The organism is Nostoc sp. (assembly GCF_036917515.1).
Taxonomy (GTDB): Bacteria; Cyanobacteriota; Cyanobacteriia; order Cyanobacteriales; family Nostocaceae; genus Nostoc.
The window spans coordinates 1-25,925 of sequence record NZ_JBALDE010000021.1 but is presented as its reverse complement, the minus strand read 5'-3'; the positions used below and the strand labels follow the sequence as shown (position 1 = coordinate 25,925).

Here is a 25,925-nt window from a genome sequence, read left to right as displayed (position 1 = left end):
CCTTTTCTGCTTGTTTGGGTGCAGTTTTCATTCCTGGAAAATGCACGAGTGCGATCGCCTGATTGCAGAAAACTGCATAATTAATGAATATTCGCTTGTTTCTCGTCCCAAGGTGCAGTTTTATTAGATACTCAAATAATCATGATGAATAGCACCCTATGACGATAAGATACGCATTACACAGGTGTTTGCAGTTTGGATTGGCAGGGTTAGCGGGCTGCTTAAGTGCAAGTATCTTCACTGCTAAAACCCAGGCACAGCAAAGTAATATCGTACCCGACAAGACACTTGGCGCTGAGTCCTCTCAAGTTATAGGCAACTTTCAGGGACTACCGATAGAAGTAATTACGGGTGGTGCAACTCGCCAAATCAATCTGTTTCACAGCTTTGGAGAATTTAATATCAGCGAGGGACGGGGGGCGTATTTCTTGAGTCCTAGCGCAGATATTCAGAATATTTTGGCACGGGTGACAGGTAATAACCCTTCAGAAATTTTAGGGAGACTCGGCACATTTGGTAGTTCTAATCCTAATGTATTTTTGATAAATCCTAATGGGATTGTGTTTGGAAAAGATGCCAGTTTAGATGTGCAGGGTTCTTTTGTGGGGACGACTGCGAACGGAGTACAGTTTGGTAATCAGGGTGTTTTTAGTGCCACAAATCCCCAAACCGCACCATTATTGACTATTAATCCTTCGGCTTTATTTTTTAATCAGATTAATAAGAATGCGGCAATTCAAAATAACTCAATTGTACCAGCAGGAATATCTCCTTCAGGCATAAATGCATCTGGTTTACGAGTGCCAGATAGAAAGAGTTTACTGCTTGTAGGTAGCGACATTAACATGGATGGTGGCAGATTGCGAGCCTATGGTGGTCGAGTTGAGTTAGGAGGATTGTCTGCTCCTGGAAATATTAATCTTCAGCTAGATGATAATAATTTCAGTCTAACGTTTCCAGAGAATGTTACGCGGGCAGATGTGTCTCTCAAAAATGCTGCAAATATAAATGTAAGTGCTAGTGATGGTGGAGACATCATAGTCAACGCTCGTAATATAGATATTTTAGAAGAAAGTGTACTGATTGCTGGCATTGGGCAAGATTTGGGTACACCTGAGACTGTTGCAGGTGATATTACACTTAATGCTACCGGAGAAATCAAAGTTGCTGGAGTTGGGAGCGGAATTTATAATTTTGTGAATTTGGGAGCAAAAGGCAATGGAGGTAATATTACCATAAATTCTAGTTCCCTTACATTAGAGGATAGCGCTCTACTTGCTGCCTCAAATTTAGGACAAGGGAATGCGGGAAATATCATTATAGATGCTCGTGAAAATGTTTTATTTGATGGGGCTAATGCTTTTAGCCTAACGACAACTGAAGGAGTAGGAAAAAGCGGCGATGTCAACATTAATGCCAGGTCGCTGTCTGTGAAAAATGGTTCACAACTGAGTGCTAGCACTTTTGGACGGGGAGATGCTGGTAATGTAACCATTAATGCTAGCGATACAGTACGCTTTGATGGAGCTGCTAGTGCTGCCTTTAGTAGTGCAGAGACGGGAGCGGTAGGTAAAGCTGGTGGCATTAATATCACCACTGACTCAATTTTTGTCACTAATAATGCAGGACTATATGCCATTACTAGTGGACGAGGAGATGCAGGCAATGTGAATATCAACGCCAGTGATATAGCCTTCTTGGATGTGGGAAGCGAAGTCTTTGCTCTTGTAGATGCTAGAGGAGTGGGGAAAGCAGGTACGATAAACATCAACACTAGAAAGCTCTCTGTGAACAACGGGTCACAATTGAGTGCCAGCAGTTTTGGTCAGGGAGATGCTGGTAATGTAACCATTAATGCTAGCGATACAGTGAATTTTGATGGATCAGCCAGTGCGGTTTTTAGCATATCAGGAGCAGGAGCGGTAGGCAAGGGAGGTGGCGTTAACATCTCCACAGGGTCATTATCTGTGACAAATGGTGCTTTTTTGACTGCTAGCACCCTTGGGCAAGGAGATGCAGGTACTGTGAGCATTGATGCTCGTGATAGAGTCGTTTTTGATGGTGTGGGGAGCAATGGACTCAATAGTGCTGCCCTCAGTCGGGTATTAAGAGGAGCGGAAGGCAATGGTGGTGAGATACGCATAACTGCTGGGTCACTATCTATCACAAATGGTGCTGCACTGAGTACTAGTACCAATGGCAAAGGGAATGCAGGTAACATAACAATTAATACTCGTGACACAGTCATCTTTGATGGCAATCATAGGGATGGATTCAATAGCACAGCTCGAAGCAATGTTGGATCAACAGCCACAGGAAAAGGAGGTGATATTAACATCACCACGGACTCTCTGTTTGTTACTAATAATGCTTTGTTAGACAGTAGTACTTCTGGAGAAGGAAATGCAGGTCAGGTAATAGTTAATGCTAGCAATAAAGTTTCCTTTGATAGGAATGGCAGAATTTTGAGCATTGTAATGCCAGGAGCTATGGGCAAGGGAGGTGATATTAAGATCGCTACTGGCTCACTTTCGTTAAACAATGGCGCTCAATTAGCTTCTAGTACTCTTGGACGTGGGGATGCAGGAAATGTGTTTGTCAGTGCTTCTGGTTCTGTTTCAATTTCAGGAAGTAATACTAGCATCTTCAGCAACGTAGAGTCAAAAAGTGAGGGTAATGGTGCCAATATCAACATCAAGGCAGCTTCACTCTCCATTAGTGATGGCGCTCAATTGTTAACCTCTATTAACAATAATGATGACAGTTCTGTTAGACAGCCATTCAAGCAGGGAAATGCAGGTAATGTTAATATCGATGTCATCGGTGCAGTTGCAATCACAGGAATCCGAGAAGGAAAGCCAAGTGGAATTATAAGCGACTTAGGAAGAAGAACGGTTGGTAAAGGCGGAGACATTAATATATCCTCTGCCTCGTTATCTGTAACCGATGATGCCAGAATTTCGACTAGTACCTCTGGAGAAGGAAATGCAGGCAACGTCTTCATACAAGCCAAGGATTCTGTGTCTTTTTCAAATGGTTTTATATTTAGTTCTATAGAAAGTGAAGGATTAGGTAATGGTGGAGAAATCAATGTTACAGCGAACTCTCTCTCATTAACGAATGGCGCTCAATTTGTTACCACTAGCCGTGGAGCTTATGCTGGTGTAGAAATTACTTCTCCTGGAAATCCTTTTGTAGATGCTTTTGAATTTATTAGCAATTACCTTAAAGCTGGAAATATTCAGATTAATGCAACTGACAGTGTTAAGATTTCTGGTTTTAATTCAATCACTGGCAGTTCCAGTGGATTCTTTACAGATACTGAAACTTCAGGTAATAGTGGCAATATTGCCGTAAATACTGATGTTTTTCGTATGTCCGATAGTGCTTTATTAGACGCAAGAACTTATAATTTTGGTGATGGTGGGAATATTACAGTCAATGCACGAATAGTGGAAGCTCGTAATGGTGGGCAACTTATTACAACTACCACAAGAGGTGGTAATGCAGGTAAGATTATAGTCAATGCTAAAGACCAAGTAATTGTTTCAGATACCTACATAAATCCTGAGAATACAGAAGCTCAACTTCCTAAAAGGTTTCCTAAAGATGATGCTAATAGTGGTTTCTTTGTTCGTTCTTCAGGCTTTGGTGTTGCAGGTGATATTGAAGTTAACTCGCCCAAAGTTACTTTAGATAAACAGGGAAGATTCATCGCTGAATCAGCATCAGGCAATGGGGGTAATATTAAGCTGGTAATTAGGGATTTACTTCTAATGCGGCGTGGTGGTCAAATCTCCACCAACGCAGGCACGGCCCAAGCTGGTGGTAATGGCGGTAACATCAATATCAACTCAAAATTCATCATTGCCATCCCCAAAGAAAACAGCGACATTAGCGCCAACGCCTTTCAAGGAAGCGGTGGAAATGTCGAAATCAACTCGCAAGGTATCTTCGGTATCGAGTCGCGGACAAAACCAACCGAAAAAAGTGATATTACAGCCAGTTCTGAACAAGGCGTTTCAGGTCTGATCAATATTAACGCACCCGATACCAGTTCTATCCTAAACAGCTTCACCGAATTACTCCCAGTCATCGACACCAACGCACTCATCGCCAATAGTTGCATTTCACGCGGCACAAAGCGACAAGAAAACTCTTTTACCATTACAGGTTCTGGTGCTTTTACCACTAATCGTCCTGGGGTTTTGGTTTCTAACTACACAACTGGTGAAGTAAGAGGTGTAGAAACTACATCCCGTCCCTGGAAAAAAGGCGATCCGATTGTCGAACCGCAAGGTCTATATCGGCTTGATAATGGGCAGTTGCTATTGAGTCGAGAATGTTCTAATTAATCTTACACATCCACCTTTTGTGCTTGTTTGCGTGCAGTATTGATATTTGGAGAATGTGCGAATTGCAGAAAACTGCATAATTAACGAATATTTGCTTGTTTATCGTCCAAAGGTGCAGTTTTATTAGATACTCAAATAATCTATATGAATAGCACCCTATGACGATCAAATACGGATTAAACAGGTGTTTGCAGTTCGGATTGGCAGGGTTGCTGGGCTGCTTAAGTGTAAGTCTCCTCACTAGCGAAAGCCAGGCACAGCAAAGTAATATCGTGCCTGATAACACACTTGGGGCTGAGTCCTCTCAAGTTATAGGCAACTTTCAGGGGCAACCCATAGAAGTAATTACAGGTGGTGCGATTCGCCAAATCAATTTGTTTCACAGCTTTCAAGAATTTAATATCAGCGAGGGACGGGGAGCATATTTCTTGAGTCCTAGCGCAGATATTCAAAATATTCTGGCACGGGTGACAGGTAATAACCCTTCAGAAATTTTGGGGAGACTCGGTACATCTGGTACTTCTAGCCCGAATTTATTTTTGATAAATCCCAATGGCATTATGTTTGGGAAAAATGCCAGTTTAGATGTGCAGGGTTCTTTTGTGGGAACGACTGCAAACGCGGTACAGTTTAGAAACCAGGGAAATTTTAGTGCGACAAATCCCGAAGCATCGCCATTGTTGACTATTAATCCTTCGGCTTTGTTGTTTGCTCAACAGCAGAGTGGTGTTATAACTGCTAACCAATCTCTTTTAGGCGTAGCACCAGGAAAAAATCTGGCTTTGGTTAGTGGTGATATTGGATTAAATGGAAGCACTTTAGAGGTTTTTGGTGGACGGCTTGAACTTGCTGCTGTTAGCGGAACGGGAACAATAGGGATAAATTCAGATAGCAGTCTCAGCTTACCTGACAACCTTGCACGGGCAAATATAAATATTGCAAATTCTTTAATAGATGTAGCAGCTAACAATGGTGGAAGTATCACAATTAATGCTGGCAATCTGGATATTTCACGCAGCACAATACAAGCGGGTATTTATTACGGATTAGGAACAGTTAATAGTCAAACTGGGGATATCACAATCAACACTACAGGAAAATTACAAATCGCTCCCCAGACTGCTATTATAAATTGGGTGTTTCCTAATGCTATTGGTAAAGGTGGCGATATTCGCATTAGTACAGATTCAATGTCTGTTACTGATAATGATTCTGGTTATATTAGCGCTAGCACTTGGGGCAAAGGTGATGCTGGTAGTGTTGTTGTCAAAGCTAACAATGATATTGCTTTAAATGGAGGCAGGATATTCAGCGTTGTGGAAACGGGGGCCGAAGGTAATGCTGGCAATATTGATATTACAACGCGCAATCTTTCGGTGACTGGGGGTGGAAAACTGAATGCTAGTACCTTTGGACAAGGAAATGGAGGTAAGGTAATTGTCAATGCTAGCGATCGCGTTTCTATAGATGGGGTGAATTCTCAGTTACGCCCTAGCGCTATTCTTAACACTGTCGAAAACGAGGCGTTTGGACAAGGTGGAAATATTGAGATTAATACGGGTTCTTTGTCTATTACAAATAGCGGCAAAATCGATACTAGTGTTTTTGGACGCGGTAATACTGGTGACATCATTATCAATGCAAGAGATACAGTATCTATAGATGGAGTGACTCAAAAAGTTAGCAATGGTAGTACTATTTTTACTACCGTTGAAGAGGAAGGAATTGGTAATGCAGGTAACATTAGCATTAACACTGGATCGCTATTCTTAACCAATGGAGGTGGGTTACAATCACTCACTAAAAACCAAGGTAATGCAGGCAATATAACTGTTAAAGCTCGTGATTCAGTAATAGTTGATGGTGGGGCTGTTCAAAATGTTATTGATAGCGGTACAGAAGGCTTACTTATTTATGTATTGCCTAGTGAAATTAGCAGTAGTGTAGAAAAAAATGCTAGAGGTAATGCAGGTAACATTCTGATTAATGCAGGCAATAATATCTCATTAAATCCTAATTCAAAAGTCGTTATGGGTGCGAGTCCAGATGGGGTTAATAATACAAACAACATCGACACAAGACTATTATCACAGCTGGCTGATGGGGTAAAAATAAAAGCTAGCACTGATGGAGAGGGTAATGCTGGCACTATTACAATTAATGCTGGCAATCAATTATTAATGAATAATGATGCTGAACTGCGAACTACTACCAACGGACGGGGTAATGCTGGAAATATAACGATAAAAGCAGGCGATCGCATTTCTTTAGATAACGACGCTGCGATCGGCAGTTTGGTTAATGATGAAGGTATCGGCAACGGTGGAGATATTCTCATTTCTACAGGTTCACTGTCTATCGCTGGTGCTGCTCAACTGGATACTAGCACCTTTGGTGAAGGTGATGCAGGAGATGTAATTATTGACGCACGTGACACTGTTTTATTTACCGGGGGTAAACCCGATCTCAATCTTTATAGTGGCATTTTAAGTACAGCCGAAAGACAAGGGAAAGGGAATGGCGGGAATATTCGTATCAGTGCTGACTCAGTAGTTGTTGCTGATGGTGCAAGCCTAAGTACGATCACAACAAAACAAGGCAACGCAGGTAATATTGAAATTCAAGCACGCAATCAAGTAACTCTTGCAAATGAAGGTGAGATCAAAACCATCACTAATGGAGAAGGTGACGCAGGGACTATCAATGTTACAAGTGGAGCATTTTCACTTTCTAATAGTTCTGCCCTGTTCAGTGACACTTATGCAGAAGGTGATGCAGGTAATATATCAGTCAATGCTGTTTATCAAGTGAACCTGGATAAAACCTCTGTTATTTCTAGTTTAGTAGGAACAAACGCCAGAGGAAATGGTGGGACAATCAGCATTGAAGCCGAATCTTTATCTATGACTAATGGTTCTCAGTTACTAACTAATACTTTGGGACGGGGAAATGCAGGAGATGTAACTATCAACACCCGTGGGGATGTATCTTTTTCAGAACTTGGGCTTCAAGAAGGAACACGGATTTCCACTGGAATTTCTAGCAGTGTTGAAAGTAGTGGTATTGGTAATGCAGGAGATATTCGCATCAATGCTAGAAACCTATTCATGAGAGATAATGCAACATTACAAGCTTTGACACAAGGAAAAGGTAATTCTGGCAATATTTTTATTAATGTAAGCGATCGCGTTTCATTAGATAGTAGGGCAGTTATCTCAAATATTGTGGGAAGTGTTCTTAATCCTGGAGAGTTTGGTGATGGTAAAGGTGGAACAATCCGCATTGATACAGGTGCGCTATCCATGCTAAATGGTGCCCAACTCCAAGCGAGTACTTTTGGGCGAGGGGATGCAGGAGATATTATTATTAATGCTCGTGACAGTTTTCTTGCTTCTGGGTTTGGACAATTTGAGGATATAAATCCTACTGCTGTTTTCAGCGTTGTTGCCGATGATAGTAAAGGTAATGGTGGCAACATTCGCATTAATACAGGTTCGCTATTCGTTGAAGATGGCGCACGATTCAGTGGTTCTACATCTGGTCTAGGTAGGGCTGGAAATATCTCTATTAACGCTCGTGATGCTGTTGTTGTAGATGGAATTAGTAGAGTTGAATTTTCGAGTTTATTGTCTACTGCAACAAATGACGATGCAAGCGGACGAGGGGGAACAATAACTGTTAACACAAATTCTTTCCGTGTTAGTAATGGCGGTTTAGTCAATGCTCAAACGACTTCGGCTTTTCGTGGCGGAGATGTGACGATTAACGCAAATAATTTTGAAGCTACCCAAGGTGGACGAATTATTACAACGGCGGCAGGCAGTGGACAAGCAGGTAATATAACTCTAAATAGTAATAGCATAATCTTCTCTGGCGAAAAACAAGGATCTGCAAGTGGATTATTTGCTAACACTACTAGCAGCGCTTCCGGTCAAGGTGGCAATATTCAAGTGAATGCTAGACAATTAAACGTGAGCGATCGCGCTCAGGTATCAGTCAATAGTCAAGGTAGTGGTATTGCAGGCAATATCGATATCAAAGCCGATACAGTAAAATTGAGCGGTCGCGCTAATATTATCGCCGAAACTGCATCCCAAGATGGTGGTAGTATTAATATTGATGACGCAAACTTAATCTTGTTACGTCGAGACAGTATCATTTCAGCCACCGCTGCTAAAGGTGGCAATGGCGGTAATATCAATATCAACTCAAAATTCATCGTCGCCATCCCCAAAGAAAACAGCGACATTAGCGCCAACGCCTTTAAAGGACGCGGTGGAAACGTCGAAATTAACTCGCAAGGTATCTTCGGTATCGAGTCGCGGACAAAGCCAACTGAAAAAAGTGATATTACAGCCAGTTCTGAACTAGGCGTTTCAGGTCTGATCAATATTAACGCACCCGATACCAGTTCTATCCTAAACAGCTTCACCGAATTACCCCCAGTCATCGACACCAACGCACTCATCGCCAATAGTTGCATTTCACGCGGCACAAAGCGACAAGAAAACTCTTTTACCATTACAGGTTCTGGTGCTTTTACCACTAATCGTCCTGGGGTTTTGGTTTCTAACTACACAACTGGTGAAGTAAGAGGTGTAGAAACTACATCCCGTCCCTGGAAAAAAGGCGATCCGATTGTCGAACCGCAAGGTCTATATCGGCTTGATAATGGGCAGTTGCTATTGAGTCGAGAATGTTCTAATTAATCTTACACATCCACCTTTTGTGCTTGTTTGCGTGCAGTATTGATATTTGGAGAATGTACGAATGCGTAGGCGTAGCCCGCCGTAGGCATCGCCTCATTTCAGAAAACTGTATGATTAACTTCTGTATGGGAGCAAGCGGTGAGTAATCATTCTGATAATGAGAATTACTGTATAGTTTATTCAAGCGTGGCGATCGCTCGATTCTTCATAAGATATTTTCAAAATTTAATTTTGGTGACCGCGGGAATAACTGAATCATCCCGCATTTATGCAACGCCGAATTAAATCAATTTTTCCAACGCGTGCTGTAAATCATTTGTCACATCAGCAACAGCTTGCCTAGCACCTAAACGATTTTCCTTATACGCTGGGTAACGCTCAGAAATAGATATGGGTTCACCCACAGTAATTTTTACCTTTTGCTTACCTAGTTGCGGACGTTGCACTTTATTGCCTTTGATTTTAGCAATCATCTGCCATAAAATTAAAGTCGTCTCAGCGAACCTTTCTGCTGTTGGATTTTCACGAATATAATTACCAGAAACTGCCACAAAACTTTCTACTAAACGCATGTGCCACATCCGTGCATTCGCTTCTTCTGCAATGCGATCGCCTAAAGCTCTTTCGACAGCAGATACTCCTTTTACATCTTTAAATTCTTCTCTAAATATATAATTCCAACCTGCTTGTTCTACTCGCCGACAACGATCACTTAAACTACCTTTTGAGTGTAAATTAAAATACTGTTCTGAGATTAACAGTGCTGCATTCAATAAAGCTTGTAAACGAACTGCTAGTGCTTCATTTCTATCTTCAATTTCTCCTACTACTGTTTTGGCATCCGTAAGCTTTAGATGATAAAAGCGCGTGTAAAATTCTTCCATCAGCGAAAGTAAATGTTCAGCCAAAGTCAACAACCGAGGATAAAGCGATTCTATAGAAGCATTTTCTGCTGGATTCACAGGTAAACCACTAGCCGTTTCCAATTCACTTAAAAGATTAGCGATCGCCTCCCAAGAAGCATCAACGTAACTATATTTAATCCCAACTGGTACAATTAGAACCTGTTGGTCGCGTCCAGCTTTTTGCAAATCTTCAGCACACCAAAAGCCTAATTGGGCAATACCAGGTTCTAGGGGGCTGATATTCTCTGATAAGCCATTGGTAGCACCTTCAGGCGCAGCCGCCATCGGGAATTTACCATTAGCAAACAACTCACGCGCCGAACGTAACCCCGTCCAGTCAGCCTTACCTCGCTGAATCGGAGTACCACCTAAATGAGAAGCAATCCAACCAACGTGGGCACCTGCCCATAGAGGAATACCGCGATCATAGATAAAATGAGCGTGAATGGGAAGTTGTAGTGTTGTACCTTGCGATCGCGCTACCTTTGGCACCAGTTGAGACAGCAAGTAGCCTAAACAAAACGGATCGTCTGTTTTCGGATGGCGAAATGCCAGCAGAAAACGGATCTTACCCTCCTGAAACTGGCGATAGAGATCCACCAGAACCTCTACGTTGTCTGCTTCAATTTCGGTAATAGATGTTTGCCATTTTATCCAACTGGGTAGCAACAGATGGACAACTCGTAACAATAAAGGGTTAAACGCGGGAGGAATAAATTCTAAGGGTGCCTGTGCTTGATAAATTACATTTGCCAAGGTAGTTTTCTCCTAAAGATGCCCTGATTCTAATCGCCTGATGGTTATTTCTTTTAAGATATCCTAACGGCTGTAATATGCCCTGAGTAATGAAGTCGAAGTAAAACCTCCCTATTGCGCTGTGCTTGGCGCATTACTCAGGTTAGAAAACTAGGATACCTTCTTAGTCCGCCCACGTAGATTATTTTAATGAAGCGTACTTACACAGACTTATAAAGTATTTTCTGCTGCAATGAATAGTGTTAGCAGATAGTGGAGTTTAGCAGCACTTGCAAATCTTAATAACAAGAAAGACTCAAGCTAAATCCTAGCAATACACTTTCACCTGATAATTGTGTGGGCAGATTTTGCACTTCCACATATTGTTTTTGGCGATAAATTTCCACTTGCTGGTGTTGTGGATCTATCAACCATCCCAATTGCACTCCTGCATCCATATACTCTTGCATTTTGGAACATAACATTTCCAAATCATCTGTTGCTGACCTTAATTCAATCACGAAATCGGGTGCAATGGGGGGAAATTTACGTCTTTGTTCAGGTGTAAGTGTTTGCCAACGTTCTCGTTGAATCCAAGCGGCATCTGGAGAACGGTCAGCACCATTGGGTAATTTGAATATAGTAGAAGAACTGAAAGTGTAACCCAGGGCAGTTTGCCGATTCCAGATTCCCAGATCAATAATTAAATCTGCTTCTCTATTCCCGCTTTCACCTCCAACGGGGGACATGATGATTAATTCTCCCTTGGCAGTGCGTTCAAATTTCAATTCGCGGTTATTTTGACATAAGTGATAAAATTGTTCGTCACTCAGGTGAACGGTGTCTAGTTTTAATGTCAAAGGACTCATAACCTAGACCTAGATTAAATAGTTGCAAAGATTATATCATGCCATATCTTAACGCCTGTAAGATGCCGATCGCACACCACGCAAGTTCAAAAACTAGGATGCCTTCTTAGTCCGTTCAGGCGGACGAGAGTTTGTGTAGCCAAGCCAGTGTGTTGGGGAGCCAGCGCTGTGGTAAGGCAACGCGGTCTTGGGGGTTTCCCCCATGAGCGATTGCCGAAAGGGTTTCCCGACTTGAGGCGACTGGCGTCCGGCTTTTTTACCCTATTTGAAGCATCTGGTGCACGATTTCTAATCGCCAGGTGGTTTATAAACAAATTAGAGATTCTGGAAAGGGAATAAACGATGCGACTTTCACAAATGTTATTCGTTACACTCCGGGATGATCCGGCTGATGCTGAGATTCCCAGCCATAAATTATTACTCCGTGCAGGTTACATTCATCGTATCGGTAGTGGTATCTATGCTTATCTCCCGTTAATGTGGCGGGTACTGCAAAAAGTTTCCCAGATTGTGCGGGAAGAAATGAACGCTACAGGCGCACAAGAATGTCTTCTTCCACAATTACAACCTGCTGATTTATGGAAGGAATCAGGACGCTGGGACACTTACACCAAAGCTGAGGGGATTATGTTTTCCCTGATTGACCGCCGTGAGCAACAATTAGGATTAGGCCCAACTCATGAGGAAGTAATCACAGCGATCGCTCGTGATATGATTCGCTCTTATCGCCAACTACCACTACACCTCTACCAAATTCAAACCAAATTCCGTGATGAAATTCGTCCCCGCTTTGGTTTAATGCGCGGACGGGAATTTATCATGAAGGACGGCTACTCTTGCCACGCCGATGAAGCCAGCCTTAAAGAAACTTACCAGGATATGTATAAAGCCTACAGCAATATCCTACGGCGTTCTGGTTTAGCTTTTCGGGCAGTAGAAGCTGATTCGGGTGCAATTGGTGGTTCTGGTTCCACAGAATTTATGATTTTGGCGGAAGCTGGCGAAGATGAAGTTCTCTACACTGAGGATGGTAAATACGCCGCTAATGTAGAAAAGGCTGTTTCTTTACCAATTGACGCCGAAACCTCACGGTTTACAACCTATGAAAAACGCGATACACCTGGAACAGAAACCATTGAAAAGGTCTGTCAACTCCTCAACTCTTCTCCCACTCAATTGGTGAAAAATGTCCTTTATCAGACAGTTTATGATAATGGTTTAACGGTGTTGGTTTTGGTAAGTATCCGAGGCGATCAGGAAGTTAATGAAGTCAAATTGCAAAATGAATTGAGCAAATTAGCGCCTTTATATGGTGCTAAAACTATTATTAGTTTGGATGTACCAAATATAGAAGCCCAGCAAGCATGGACAGCTAAATCTTTACCTTTAGGTTACATTGCACCAGACATCGCAGATGAGTATATTACCGCCAACAAGCAGATCCATCCCAAGTTTTTGCGCTTGGTAGATCAAACAGCCGTTGATTTAAAAAACTTTGTTACAGGTGCGAATGAAGCTGGCTATCATGTGGTTGGTGCTAATTGGGGTGAGCAATTTACATTGCCAAGTACAGTAGTAGATATACGTAAGTCAAGACCAGGCGATCGCGCCATCCATAACCCAGAACAAACCTTACAAAGCGCTCGTGGAATTGAAGCAGGTCACATCTTCCAATTAGGTACTAAATATTCCCAAGCAATGGGAGCAACTTATACCAATGAACAGGGTGAAGAAAAGCCGCTATTTATGGGTTGTTTTGGCGTAGGTGTATCACGACTAGCGCAAGCTGCTGTAGAGCAATCTTACGATAAAGATGGGATTATTTGGCCAGTTGCGATCGCGCCCTACCACGCGATCGTCACAATTCCTAACATTAAGGATGCTCAACAAATCGAAATCGCCCAAAAACTTTACACAGAACTTAATCAAGCAGGAATTGAAACCCTACTAGATGACCGTGACGAACGTGCTGGAGTGAAATTTAAAGATGCTGATTTGATTGGCATACCTTATAGAATTGTAACCGGGCGGGCGATCGCTAATGGCAAAGTTGAAGTTGTAGAAAGAGCCACTCGTAAATCTCAAGAAATAGTCATTGATGAAGTTACAACAACACTTAAACAGTGGATTACCGAAGCAATAGGGCATAGAGCATAGGGCATGGGGCATGGGGAATTGGGCATAAGAGGCAGAGGTGAGGAGGGGCAGAGAGAAAAAACTTACTGAACTTCTCCTCTGCTCCCCTGCTACCCTACCTCCCCAATCTCCACTCCCCATAATTTACATAATCTGGTAAATGACAGATTAAAAATAAAAATTCTAAAATTGAATTAGGGACTTGCAGAATTAAAAGCCATCAAGTCTGCTCTAGATTGTGGGAAACTCTCTACTTATAAGTATCGTCTTTAACCAGGCTGCTCCTCACATAACTACCATATCAGCCCTCAGTTAGGAAGGTTTTGAACATGAAAGACCAACAAGGATCTAATCGTATTTCTTCAGGCGTAATTGCAGCCGTGTCAGCAGCGGTTGTAGCGGTGGGTGGCGGTGTAGCTTGGTTTACCACACAGTCCAGCAATACTCCCACACCATCAAACCCTTCTGGCCGCATTGAACAACCAGTACAGCCATCAACTAGGCAGCCAGCTAATGAGCAAACCCCTAATGTTTATTGGCTCAGACCAAAAGATAAAAATGTTGCTTTGGTTCCCCAACCTGTTAAAGTCGCTTCTATTCGACCCAACCAGCCTTTAGAAGCAGCTTTCCAGAGTTTGTTAGCAGGCCCAACAGAAGGGACAGATTCAACAACTATCCCTAAAGGAACCAAGCTATTGGGACTGAAGGCGGAAAATAACGAAGTTCACGTTAATTTATCTGATGATTTTACCAGTGGTGGTGGTAGCACCTCAATGATGGGCCGCGTCGGACAAGTTGTTTATACTGCGACAAGTTTAAATCCCAAAGCCAAGGTGTATATTGACGTGAACGGCAAACCGTTGGATGTTTTAGGCGGTGAGGGTGTAGAGTTACAACAACCGCTAACTCGCGAACAGTTTCAGAAAGATTATCCGCTTTAGTCATTGGTCATTAGTCATTAGTCATTCGTTTTGGACAAAAGACAAAGGACATAATGACAACTGACCTAACGTTTGCTATTTAACACACGAAAATTACGGGCTTGCTGCTCTAACCTTGTAGCGAGGCGATCGCAAACCCGATTACACAAATCAAAAATCATTTGATCTTCCACCCGGTAATAGGCGCAAGTTCCTTCACTGCGGCGGCTAAGAATACCTGCTTGCCACATTACCTTCAGGTGTTTTGATACATTTGCCTGAGAAGTCTGTGTTGCCTCTACCAACTCTTGCACGCATTTTTCTTCATCCCGTAATAAGTGTAGCAGCCGTAGGCGCATTGGCTCACTTAACAAGCTGAAGTATTCAGCTACTTGTTGCATCACTTCTGGTGGTAAAGGCAACGTTTGTTTCATCAGGGTTAACCCGCAAGAACAGAAAATTTTAACAATGACTCACTTCATATATACATTAATACTTAATCAGGGTTAATTCGCATCAAAGGTTGACCATATTCTACAGCGTCGCCATTTTCGAGAAGAATTTCCATCACCTGTCCAGAGACTTCGACTTCGATTTCATTCATTAGCTTCATGGCTTCAATGATACAGACTGTTTGACCCTTGCGGACGCGATCGCCCACTTCCACAAATGCCACTTCCCCAGGCGCAGGAGCGCGATAAAACGTTCCTACCATTGGGGAAGGCACTTCTACTAATTTTTGGTCAATGGTTAAGGGAGGATTTACTGACAACTGCATTTGTGTGCTAGTTCCAGTATTCTCAAATACACGAGATGTGGACACCTCTGTTAGCTGACTTCCGCTCATCTGGTTTCCCCCAGATGAACCCGATGTCAAGCCTGAACCTACCACACCGCCTAAAGTCCCTTGACCTACCGATAACATCTGATTGCTAATGCTCACAGCCTTACGGACTGTTAGCTCAAAATCATCGCTTTTGAGCGTGACTTCTACAATATCTGTTTGTGCGATAGTTGCCAAAAGTTGGCGGATTTCATTAAAGTCCAATGGCACAGTTTTTATTACCTCGACCTATCCGTAAATGAGCATCTTAAGTGTGGCAGGGAATTAATCCCTATGTAGGGATTTCAATCGGGAGCAAACATCTCCATAAAGATGAAAGTTACTCCCTGCTGATATATTTATCTTCCTGAGTATCAACTTTGATACGTTCTCCTTGGGAAATAAATAAAGGAACCATCACAACTGCACCAGTTTCCAGAGTTGCTGGTTTTGAGCCACCTGTGGCAGTGTCACCTTTTAAACCTGGATCTGTTTGTACAATTTCCAGAACCACAGACTTAGGCAATTCTACTCCCAATACCTGTTCGCCCCACCGAATCACTTCGGCTTCCATACCTTCTTTGAGGTACTTGACGCGATCGCCAATTTGTTCGCGAGTCAATCTGCCTTCTTCGTAGGTTTCCATATCCATAAAGACAAACTCATCGCCTTCTTTATAGGTATGCTGCATCGTACTTTTTTCTAGAGTGGCTTGTGGCACTGTTTCCCCTGCTCGGAACGTTTTTTCCATAACGCTCCCACTCTGGACATTTTTTAGCTTAGTTCGTACAAAGGCGGAACCTTTGCCTGGTTTGACGTGCAAGAATTCAAGCACTCGCCATACAGACCCATCCAATACAATTGAAACACCGGGTCGAAAGTCGTTACTGGAGATCATGAAACTTTCAAATTTTGGAAGACAATCGGCATTTATTGTACCCTTCTAGGGTCGTCATTGGGCATTTGTCATTAGTTTGGTGTCATTGTCATTAGTCATTTTTCCTCAGCCCTAGACCTCTGCTCCACTCATCACCTAACGTGGGAAGATTATTTATGGGTTACGTCCAGTCAACAATTCACTGCTGCATTTGAGTTATCCCATGCTTAACTTCTTAAAATCCTGGCTGAAGAAGAGCCTAATGGCAATACTGCTGATAACAATATTTTTAGGCATAACTACAGCTGGGTGGACTCCCTCCAGTAGCGCCGCACTCCCAGCCGGCAATGCAATTACCGACGGAAAGGCTTTGTTACGGTATGCACTCCCGATAGATAACAAACCTGTCCGGCAACTACAAGGCAGCTTAGAGGACATCTCTGCCCAACTGCGGGCGAATCGACGTTGGGGTGCTATTTCCAAAGACATCAGCCAAGCATCCCGCATTCTCGATAAACCTTCCCAAATCTTAACAAGCGTTCCGGCAGAACGCCAACCCCAAGCTGAAGCTTGGATTACCGAGTTGAAAGCTGGGGTTGGTAAATTGGAAGAATTGGCGAACAGCAAAGATAAAGAACAAATTCTGCAACAGAGAAGTAAACTACTAAATCTCGTTACTGGGCTAGAAGATTCAATGGTGAAACAATTTCCCTTTGAAGTGCCTGCTGAATATAGCAACCTGCCACAACTTAAAGGTCGTGCCACTGTAGAAATTAAAACCAATAAAGGCGATTTAGCTCTTGTCGTAGACGGTTATAGCGCCCCTGTAACTGCTGGTAATTTTGTAGATTTGGTACAGAAGGGTTTTTATAATGGCTTAGAATTTACCCGTTCTGAAGAATCTTACTTTCTCCAAACTGGAGATCCTGCTGGGAAAGATGTGGGTTTTATTGACCCAACAACGGGCAAATATCGCGCTATTCCCTTAGAAATTTTAGTTAAAGGCGATAAAGTACCTACTTATGGCATTACTTTAGAAGAAGCTGGTCGTTACGTTGATATGCCAGTTCTACCATTCTCTGCCTTTGGGGCAGTAGTAATGGCTCGTCCTGAAAGTGAAGTAAATGGTGGTTCATCACAATTTTTCTTCTTTTTATTTGAACCAGAACTCACCCCCGCCGGACGCAACCTATTGGATGGTCGTTATGCCGTTTTTGGCTATCTCACCGAAGGTAAAGAAGTTTTGGATAAACTGAAGGCTGGTGACAAAATTGAATCGGCAACTGTGGTTCAGGGAATAGAAAATTTGGTTCAGCCGCAAGCTGCATAATTAAGAGGGCGGGGGAACAAGGGGAAATAATCTTGTACAGACGCGATTAATCGCGTCTCCCCTGATTCAGATTTCCGGCAGTGAATATCCGATCAACTGTAATCGCTAATTCTGGAAAAGTCCGCGATCCAATTTGTTGAGTTGTTGTAAAAACTATTTCTTTGTACAATCCATCTTCTAGTAGTAACACGGAAACTTTTTTTTCGAGTGAGTCTACAATCCAATATTCAGGAACCTCTAACACCGCATATTCCGAGCGTTTATAACGATAGTCCCGCTTCACAGACTCTGGACTGACCACCTCGACAATTAGTAACGGTGGTGATTCAAATACTGCTGAAACATTCAATAATTCTCTAGCTTGCTCCAGTGTCACTACACACAGATCGGTCAACCTAGATTTATTTCTACCCGTTCTCATCCCACTTTCCTGAAAATACAGCCAAGGTGAGCTACAACGTTTGATTTCTGCATCTAGTAATTGCTCAAAAAATTTGGCAATCAGGAAATGTTCAATAGTAGGTGGATTCATTAACTCTAGCTTCCCATCCACCAGCTCATAATGGAAATCGCTACCATCATCATAGGTTAAGTACTCCTCAAACATAATGCTGGTTACTGGTGTTGTTACCATTCCAACTGACTCCTAAACAATACCCTTATCTTAAACAGTAAAGTAAATCATCAGTTTTGTTCGTAATTTTGCAACACGGAAAACCGATTGTGAATAGTGATTTATCTTCTCAACAGGTAAAAGACATTGGTGAACAAGGTCTTTTAAAAAGATTACAGCGCTTCTGCCCACCAGAAATTATCGGGGATGATGCCGCAGTACTTGAGACTGTACCAGGGCAATCTTTGGTAGTGACTACAGATGTACTGGTTGATGGGGTGCATTTTAGTAATTTCACCACTTCCCCAGAAGATGCTGGTTGGCGATCTGCTGCTGCCAATTTATCAGATTTAGCAGCAATGGGTGCTTCGCCATTGGGAATCACTATCGGGTTGGGACTACCTGGTGAAGTTAAGGTGAGTTGGGTAGAGCGCTTGTACCAAGGAATGACAGAATGCCTGCAAAAATACAAGACCCCAATTGTCGGGGGTGATGTGGTGCGATCGCCTGTTACTACTCTGGCAATTACCGCTTTTGGTCAAGTTAACTCTAGTCAAATTATCCGCCGTTCCGCTGCTGTTGTGGGAGATGCGATCGTTGTTACAGGCGTTCATGGAGCCTCAAGAGCTGGCTTAGAACTGCTTTTGCATCCTGAATTAGGAGAAAATCTCAACAACGAAGAAAAGACGACTCTAATCCGCGCACACCAACGCCCACAGCCACGATTAGATGTCTTACCAATCCTCTGGAAAATCTTAACTCCTAACTCCTTTACAAACGCGATTAATCAATCCTGTACAGACGCGATTAATCGCGTCTGTACTCAACTCCCGATTGCTGGTATGGATAGCAGCGATGGTTTGGCAGATGCGATAATCCAAATTTGCCGCGCGAGTGGCGTTGGCGCTGTCTTAGAATGCAGACAAATTCCCCTACCAAAAACTTTTAACCATTGGCTGACACAAGAGCAAGCGCTAGCTTATGCTCTATATGGTGGCGAAGACTTTGAATTAGTGCTGTGTTTACCACAAGAGTTAGCATTAGCCTTAGTGCAATACCTTGGAGAAGGTGCTGCGATCGCAGGCAGAATTACAGCCAAATCGACAGTAATATTGCACGACGAGCAAAAAAAGTTCCCTGACCAAGTTCTGAGTCTTAGCCAGGGATTTCAACATTTTGGTCAATAGTGCTTTGTTCTTTGTCCTACCCTGCGGGAAGCCGCTGGCGCATCTATGTCATTTGTCCTTTTTCTAATGACCAATGACCAATGACTAATGACTAATGACTAATGACTAATTAATTATTGCCACTTTTCGGCTACCAATTCTGCCAGATCCAAGACTCGTTGGCTGTAACCCCACTCGTTGTCATACCATGCCATAACTTTTACTAAATCATTGCCCATAACCAAAGTCAAGCTAGCATCGACAATCGAAGAAGCGTCAGTACCTTGATAATCGGAAGATACCAGTTCTAGTTGGCTGTAGTCCAAAATCCCTTTAAGTGGGCCTTCGGCAGCATCTTTGAGAGCTTGGTTAACTTCTTCAGTAATAGTACGCTTTTCAACCTGAACTACGAAATCTACCATTGAGACGTTCGGGGTTGGTACGCGCAAGGCAACGCCATTTAGCTTGCCCTTGAGGTCTGGGATAACCAGTGCCACTGCTTTTGCTGCGCCAGTAGAGGTAGGTACAATGTTTACCGCTGCGGCCCTTGCCCGTCGCAAATCCCGGTGAGAAGCGTCTAGCAAGCGCTGATCGCCTGTATAGCTGTGGGTGGTGGTCATCGTGCCTTTAATGATACCGAACTTATCGTTCAACACCTTGGCGATTGGTGCCAAGCAGTTGGTAGTACAGCTAGCGTTACTGATAATGTGGTGTTTGTTGTGGTCATAGTCATGATGATTCACACCTACCACAAAAGTACCATCCTCGTTTTTACCAGGAGCGGTAATCAGAACTTTCTTGGCTCCAGCATTTACGTGCTTGAGCGCTCCTTCTTTGCTAGTAAATACCCCGGTTGCTTCGATAATTAGGTCAATTCCCCAGTCTTTCCAGGGCAAGTTTTCGGGGTTACGATCGGATACGCATTTAATGGTCTTACCGTTAACGATGATAGAGTTATCATCGGCACTAATCTCAGCACCTTTAATCTTACCTAGCATTGAGTCATACTTCAGCAGGTGAGCATTGGTTCTAGGGTCTGAAGTGTCATTGATAGCGACAAGCTCAAGCTTGCTATTCTCTCTACCCACCCAACAACGGGCAAAGTTACGTCCAATCCGTCCGAAACCGTTGATTGCAACTCTTATCACAGTGTCTTGCCCTCTGTTATTTATGCTTATATGTTGATATCGTTGACCCCAATCATATCGCAAAGGGGGGGGTCACTTTTAACCATAAAGTGTTAGATCAATAAAAAAACACATAATTTATTCAGATTTGTTCGAGTAGAAATTGTTGTTAATGATATATGATCTGACCGTTTCTGGGACTAAATAACGAATTGACTGGCGTTCGCGGCAAAATTTGCGAATTAGACTTGACGAAACTCCTACTAAAGGTATATTCAAGAGTTGCCAGTGAATGTTGTATGACTGCTCTCTAAGTTGTTGCTCCACTCGCTTGCAGATTAATTTGCTTTGAGTTATAGTCTCACCACCTAGGTGTCGGGGTGCAATTAACCAATCACACATTTGTGCTAGTTCGTGTCCACGGTACCAACCGGGCAAGGTTTGGAAAGTATCCAAGCCCACAATCCAGTACCAGTGAGTATTTGGGGAACAAGCAGATAAGTCAATCAGGGTGTTAATGGCATAAGAAGTCCCAGAGCGATTTGTCTCCACTAGTGAGACAGTAAACGCTGGATTATCTTTGATGGCTAATTGCAGCATTTTGACACGATGCTCAAACAAAGCTGCTTCTTTGTGAGGCGGATTTAGGGATGGCACCCAAATTACTTTTTCAAGGGATACTTGATGCAAAGCTGTCTCGGCTACGAGCAGGTGTCCCCAATGAATTGGATCGAATGTGCCACCAAAAATTGCTAGTTGCTGCATCCAGATAAGCCTGGTTTTTATGCAATTGAAAAATAGTTTCATTACCAATGTACTATTGTACTCAATTCGCGCTTAGACTTGATGCAATTTCAAATTAGTTTCACTAAACAATGTATTATGTAGCCAATTCCAGTAAGGTAGCCAAAAATATGTATTTGACATTACAAGAATTTCTTTCCCGATGCCGCCAAAATTTTCAGAATAATCTTAAGAACAGTTCAGAAATAGCAAAAACCTCCAACCAAGGTAAAATCATTCTGAACCAGGAAAGCCAGAGCAGAAACATCTTTTGGGCATCAAACATGAACATGATACAGGAGTAGTTTCGGTAAAAATCAAATTCCTGTTATGATACGCGTGTCATTTGTGATTATGGTGTGGTGTGGTGTAAGAGGAGCAATAAATGACTAATTCTGTAGATTTTAGTGGTAGACCATTTCATTTCATTGGCATCGGTGGCATAGGTATGTCTGCTCTGGCATACGTTCTTACAAAGCGTCAATTTCCAGTATCAGGTTCGGATCTTCGTCCTAACCACATTACGCACAAGTTGGAATCTATCGGCGCTCATATTTTTGGTAAACAAGAGGCAAGCAATCTCGAATTCTTTCACCCTCAGGTATTAGCTAATCCAGTAGTATTAAATTCCCAAGAACAATTACCTGCTAATACTAAGTCAAAACTGCCTCAAGTCATTTGTTCAACAGCAATTAACACTAATAATTTAGAATATAAAGCAGCTCTGGAATTAGGTTGTCCAGTTTTACATCGTTCAGATGTACTAGCAGCTTTAATTGCCGATTACTACAGTATTGCAGTGGCAGGAACACACGGCAAAACCACAACTAGTAGCATGATTGGATATATGCTTCTGGAAGCAGGTCTAGACCCAACGATTTTAGTCGGTGGCGAAGTCAATGCTTGGGAAGGTAATGCTCGATTGGGACAAAGCCAATATTTGGTAGCCGAAGCAGATGAATCAGATGGTTCTCTGGTAAAACACGCTCCCGAAATTGGCATCATCACCAATATTGAACTCGATCATCCTGACCATTACGATACATTAGAAGAAGTCATTGACATCTTCGAGACATTTGCTAAGAATTGTAAAACGTTAATAGCTAGTATTGATTGTGCTACGGTGCGCGATCGCTTGCAACCCACAATTACCTACAGCTTATACTCAGATACTGACGCCGATTACACCGTCACCAATATTGATTATCGTGCTGATGGTACCACGGCTTTGGTTTGGGAAAGAGGCAAAGCTTTGGGCGTGTTGACGTTGCGGTTGCTCAGTCGGCATAATCTCAGCAATGCCCTAGCCGCAGTGGCTGTTGGTCGCACCTTGGGCTTAGAATTTGGAGCTATTGCTAAAGGCATCGCCACCTTTGAAGGAGCAAGACGACGCTTTGAGTTTCGAGGTGAAGTCAATGGCATTACTTTCATTGATGACTATGCTCACCACCCTAGCGAGATTCGCGTTACTCTTGCAGCAGCACGTTTACAGGCAAGACCAGGGCAAAGAGTGGTTGCCATCTTTCAACCCCATCGCTATAGTCGTACACTGACTTTTTTAGAAGAATTTGCCGAGTCCTTTACCCATTCTGATTTGGTTGTACTGACTGATATTTACAGTGCAGGCGAACCTAACTTGGAGCAAATTAGTGGTGAACGTCTAACGGCGGAAGTTGCTAAACAGCATTCGCAGGTAGTTTATCAACCAACTTTACCCGCAGTGTGTGAGTACTTGCTACAAACACTACGCCCAGGAGACTTGGCGCTGTTTTTGGGAGCTGGAAATTTGAACCAGGTGATTCCTGAAATCATTACGACACTCTGTGAACCAGCTGTTTTATTTCCAAGCAAAGTGCCACTCTAGCAACGGTTTCATCTGTGAATTCTATTACCGTGTCTTTGCGGTAAATTAATGTAAAAATTTTACCAAAACAAAGTAAAGATGACCATTTCCCAGGCAGCTGGAAACCTCTGCACAGTTTCTGCTTTAAATACAAAGAAACATCAAACAGCTAATTCAGTGGAGAGCGAAGTAATTTACTTACCCGGTACTGATTGTGCTATCAAGTCACAGGCTTGTTTGTCAGCGTTTACTTCCTATAGAGTTGGGGGAGCCGCTGATTTATACGTTGCCCCCCGAAACTTAGAAGCACTGCAAGCAAGTCTTAAATACGCAAAAGAACGTAATTTAAAGGTGACAACACTGGGAGCAGGTTCTAACTTGCTGGTAAGCGATGGTGGTATATCAGGCCTAGTCATTGCTACTCGTCATCTCCGCTTCAGCCACTTTGACCCCCAAAGCGGTCAATTAACTGTTGCAGCGGGAGAATCGATTCCCAGCTTGGCATGGGCAGCAGCAGAATTAGGTTGGCAAGGATTGGAGTGGGCTGTTGGTATCCCTGGAACAGCCGGAGGTGCCGTGGTGATGAACGCAGGGGCACATAATAGCTGTATCGCAGATATGTTAGTTAGTGCCCAGGTACTTTCACGCGATGGTACACTAGAAACTCTTACCCCGGAACAGTTAGGTTATAGCTACCGGACTTCATTATTGCAAGGTGGCGATCGCATAGTCACCCAAGCCACCTTACAACTCGCGCCAGGTGCAGACCCCGCAAAAGTTGTGGCAATCACCAAAGAACATAAAAAGCATCGCTTAAGCACTCAACCATATAACTTTCCCAGTTGTGGCAGTGTTTTCCGCAATCCGAAACCTTACAGTGCTGGCTGGTTAATTGAACAAACGGGTCTGAAAGGCTACCAAATTGGTGGCGCACAAGTTGCATTACTCCATGCTAATTTTATCGTTAACCGTGGTGGGGCAAAAGCTAGTGATATTTTCTGTCTCATTCGCCACATCCAACACCAAGTACAAGAACGTTGGTCTATTAATTTAGAGCCAGAAGTCAAAATACTCGGAGAGTTTCAAGGTGCTTGTTGAAACTTTTAATTCAAGGAGTCGGGGGAGCAGAGGAGCAGTTGCAGTAAGTCTTTCCCCTCCGCACCTCTGCTTCTTGTGCCCAATGCTCTTCAGGAGTGCTGACTAAGTGCTAAGTTGTGAATCTCACTCTATTTACTCAGAACACGGAACTCGGAACGGGCTAAACGCCCCGCTAACGTTAACGGAATTGTTTTGCCCCATTCTATGAAGCATTAATTATTGGTAAAAAAAGAGGCAAATTGCTTACCGCATCTATAATTGAATTTGATTTGTTATTCAACGCACACGCGTACAAATAATTATGACAGGAAAAGGACAGGGATTCGGCTTTGGCTTAGGAAAAATGAAAGAATTAGCCGAAGCTTTTAAGAAAGCACAGCAAGTTCAAGAAGGTGCAAAGCGACTCCAAGAAGAATTGGAGCAAATGGAGATTCAAGGAGAATCTGGCGGTGGTCTTGTGAGGGTGATTGTCAGTGGGAACCAAGAACCCAAGCGGGTAGAAATTTCTCCAGATGCTTTAGCAGAAGGTGCAGAAGTACTTTCTGATCTTGTAACAGTAGCAATGAAAGAAGCCTATAACAAGTCCACAGCAACAATGCGAGAACGTATGGAAGAATTAACTAGTGGGTTGGAGTTACCTGGATTTTAGTCATTGGTTATTAATGAGCTAGCGCGGTCTTCTCCCAAAGGGAGAGGCTAGCGCCTTTCCTTCGGAACACTACGCGAACGCGGAGCATCTTGTAGAGAAGGAGTTTCCCCCATGAGTGACTGGCGTTAGCGTAAAGCCTACGGCATAGATTCGCTTACCCGTAGCGTCTCGTAGAGAAGCGGTAGCGACGCAGGAGCATCACCCGTAAGGGTCATTGGTCATTAGTCACTGGACAAAGGACAAATGACTATTGACAAATGACAAAGTATATCTATGCCTTACAAGTTGCTGTTTGTCTGCTTAGGTAACATCTGCCGATCGCCATCGGCAGAAAATATCATGAATCATCTAATTGAGCAGGCTGGCTTGAGCGATGACTCCGCCGGCCCCAAAGGCGTACGCATCCTCTGTGACTCTGCTGGTACATCTAGCTATCACGTTGGTAGCCCACCTGACAGACGTATGAGTGCTGCGGCTGCTACTAAGTTGGGAATTAAACTGCGTGGTCGAGCACGCCAGTTTCAAAAGTCAGACTTTCAAGACTTTGATTTGATTTTGGCTATGGATCGAGAAAATTATGAGAACATCCTCACTCTTGATCAAACTAAGCAATATCAGCATAAAGTGCGTTTGATATGCGAGTTTTGCTCTCGACACACTCTAAAGGAAGTTCCAGATCCCTATTACGGTGGTCAAGAAGGATTTAATCAGGTCATTGATTTACTGATTGATGCTTGTGAAGGTCTGCTCACAAAAGTTAAAAGTGAAGAGTTATGACTCCCGGTTCGCCCATTTCTTCGGGAGTAAAAAAAATCCCCAGTGAGTTACTCTCCACTTTCCCAATAAGTGGAATTTCAAAAAATTGGTAAAGGTATCCAGCTTTATACCAAGTATCTTCAGGGGGCGACAGGGGAGCTAAAGAGCTTGCTGTATAAGTGACATAGCTTTCAAACCCTGGCGATAAAACCTCTGTTTATTGCGAATAGA

18 protein-coding genes are annotated in these 25,925 nt (G+C 43.0%); 10 read left to right on the top strand and 8 right to left on the bottom strand.

Features of this window, described 5'->3' with window-relative positions; translation table 11 throughout:
* Window positions 1-158 precede the first annotated feature (158 nt).
* Both V7K89_RS02175 and V7K89_RS02170 read left to right on the top strand, forming a co-directional pair.
* Complete coding sequence (locus V7K89_RS02175) at window positions 159-4,355, top strand: two-partner secretion domain-containing protein (protein WP_335184113.1); 4,197 nt, start codon at window positions 159-161, stop codon at window positions 4,353-4,355.
* Between the two features lie 158 nt (window positions 4,356-4,513).
* Window positions 4,514-9,064 (top strand): two-partner secretion domain-containing protein, encoded by a 4,551-nt coding sequence (locus tag V7K89_RS02170; protein ID WP_335184112.1) that lies wholly within the window; start codon window positions 4,514-4,516, stop codon window positions 9,062-9,064.
* Window positions 9,065-9,345: 281 nt separating this feature from the next.
* Here V7K89_RS02170 and V7K89_RS02165 read toward each other — a convergent pair whose 3' ends face one another.
* A complete protein-coding gene (locus tag V7K89_RS02165) occupies window positions 9,346-10,725 on the bottom strand; it encodes a 1-acyl-sn-glycerol-3-phosphate acyltransferase (protein ID WP_335184111.1) in 1,380 nt (459 codons plus the stop codon).
* A 278-nt stretch (window positions 10,726-11,003) separates the two neighbouring features.
* Window positions 11,004-11,573: a Uma2 family endonuclease gene (locus V7K89_RS02160; protein ID WP_335184110.1), complete on the bottom strand. Its 570-nt coding sequence runs from the start codon at window positions 11,571-11,573 to the stop codon at window positions 11,004-11,006.
* A 342-nt stretch (window positions 11,574-11,915) separates the two neighbouring features.
* On the opposite strand from V7K89_RS02160, the gene V7K89_RS02155 reads away from it, so the two are divergent.
* Both V7K89_RS02155 and V7K89_RS02150 read left to right on the top strand, forming a co-directional pair.
* Window positions 11,916-13,730: a proline--tRNA ligase gene (locus V7K89_RS02155; protein ID WP_335184109.1), complete on the top strand. Its 1,815-nt coding sequence runs from the start codon at window positions 11,916-11,918 to the stop codon at window positions 13,728-13,730.
* Window positions 13,731-14,038: 308 nt separating this feature from the next.
* Window positions 14,039-14,650, top strand: coding sequence for a GerMN domain-containing protein (locus V7K89_RS02150; protein WP_335184108.1), 612 nt, complete (start codon window positions 14,039-14,041; stop codon window positions 14,648-14,650).
* A gap of 65 nt (window positions 14,651-14,715) precedes the next feature.
* On the opposite strand, the gene V7K89_RS02145 is transcribed toward V7K89_RS02150, so the two are convergent.
* From V7K89_RS02145 to efp, 3 genes are all read right to left on the bottom strand, one after another.
* Window positions 14,716-15,063, bottom strand: coding sequence for an ArsR/SmtB family transcription factor (locus V7K89_RS02145; protein ID WP_335184107.1), 348 nt, complete (start codon window positions 15,061-15,063; stop codon window positions 14,716-14,718).
* Between the two features lie 62 nt (window positions 15,064-15,125).
* The gene (gene accB, locus V7K89_RS02140) at window positions 15,126-15,683 is read right to left on the bottom strand and encodes an acetyl-CoA carboxylase biotin carboxyl carrier protein (RefSeq protein WP_335184106.1); all 558 of its coding nucleotides are present in this window, start codon (window positions 15,681-15,683) and stop codon (window positions 15,126-15,128) included.
* A gap of 109 nt (window positions 15,684-15,792) precedes the next feature.
* Complete coding sequence (efp, locus tag V7K89_RS02135) at window positions 15,793-16,350, bottom strand: elongation factor P (protein ID WP_094349903.1); 558 nt, start codon at window positions 16,348-16,350, stop codon at window positions 15,793-15,795.
* 202 nt (window positions 16,351-16,552) lie between these two features.
* Here efp and V7K89_RS02130 point away from each other — a divergent pair, with 202 nt between their 5' ends.
* The gene (locus tag V7K89_RS02130) at window positions 16,553-17,659 is read left to right on the top strand and encodes a peptidylprolyl isomerase (RefSeq protein WP_335184105.1); all 1,107 of its coding nucleotides are present in this window, start codon (window positions 16,553-16,555) and stop codon (window positions 17,657-17,659) included.
* Between the two features lie 46 nt (window positions 17,660-17,705).
* On the opposite strand, the gene V7K89_RS02125 is transcribed toward V7K89_RS02130, so the two are convergent.
* Window positions 17,706-18,293: a Uma2 family endonuclease gene (locus tag V7K89_RS02125; protein WP_335184104.1), complete on the bottom strand. Its 588-nt coding sequence runs from the start codon at window positions 18,291-18,293 to the stop codon at window positions 17,706-17,708.
* A gap of 89 nt (window positions 18,294-18,382) precedes the next feature.
* Between V7K89_RS02125 and thiL the strand changes: the two genes are divergently transcribed.
* The gene (gene thiL, locus V7K89_RS02120; RefSeq protein WP_335184103.1) at window positions 18,383-19,459 is read left to right on the top strand and encodes a thiamine-phosphate kinase; all 1,077 of its coding nucleotides are present in this window, start codon (window positions 18,383-18,385) and stop codon (window positions 19,457-19,459) included.
* 113 nt (window positions 19,460-19,572) lie between these two features.
* On the opposite strand, the gene V7K89_RS02115 is transcribed toward thiL, so the two are convergent.
* Both V7K89_RS02115 and nadD read right to left on the bottom strand, forming a co-directional pair.
* On the bottom strand, window positions 19,573-20,586 hold the full coding sequence (locus tag V7K89_RS02115; RefSeq protein WP_335184102.1) for a type I glyceraldehyde-3-phosphate dehydrogenase: 1,014 nt from the start codon (window positions 20,584-20,586) through the stop codon (window positions 19,573-19,575).
* A gap of 117 nt (window positions 20,587-20,703) precedes the next feature.
* Complete coding sequence (gene nadD / locus V7K89_RS02110) at window positions 20,704-21,330, bottom strand: nicotinate (nicotinamide) nucleotide adenylyltransferase (protein WP_335184101.1); 627 nt, start codon at window positions 21,328-21,330, stop codon at window positions 20,704-20,706.
* Between the two features lie 403 nt (window positions 21,331-21,733).
* On the opposite strand from nadD, the gene murC reads away from it, so the two are divergent.
* From murC to V7K89_RS02090, 4 genes are all read left to right on the top strand, one after another.
* The gene (gene murC, locus V7K89_RS02105) at window positions 21,734-23,212 is read left to right on the top strand and encodes a UDP-N-acetylmuramate--L-alanine ligase (protein ID WP_335184100.1); all 1,479 of its coding nucleotides are present in this window, start codon (window positions 21,734-21,736) and stop codon (window positions 23,210-23,212) included.
* Window positions 23,213-23,290: 78 nt separating this feature from the next.
* On the top strand, window positions 23,291-24,289 hold the full coding sequence (gene murB, locus V7K89_RS02100; protein ID WP_335184099.1) for a UDP-N-acetylmuramate dehydrogenase: 999 nt from the start codon (window positions 23,291-23,293) through the stop codon (window positions 24,287-24,289).
* Between the two features lie 301 nt (window positions 24,290-24,590).
* Window positions 24,591-24,938 carry a YbaB/EbfC family nucleoid-associated protein gene (locus tag V7K89_RS02095; RefSeq protein ID WP_322673862.1) on the top strand — a complete coding sequence of 116 codons (348 nt, stop codon included), beginning with the start codon at window positions 24,591-24,593 and terminating at the stop codon, window positions 24,936-24,938.
* A gap of 273 nt (window positions 24,939-25,211) precedes the next feature.
* Window positions 25,212-25,715 carry a low molecular weight protein-tyrosine-phosphatase gene (locus V7K89_RS02090; RefSeq protein ID WP_335184098.1) on the top strand — a complete coding sequence of 168 codons (504 nt, stop codon included), beginning with the start codon at window positions 25,212-25,214 and terminating at the stop codon, window positions 25,713-25,715.
* Window positions 25,716-25,925 lie beyond the last annotated feature (210 nt).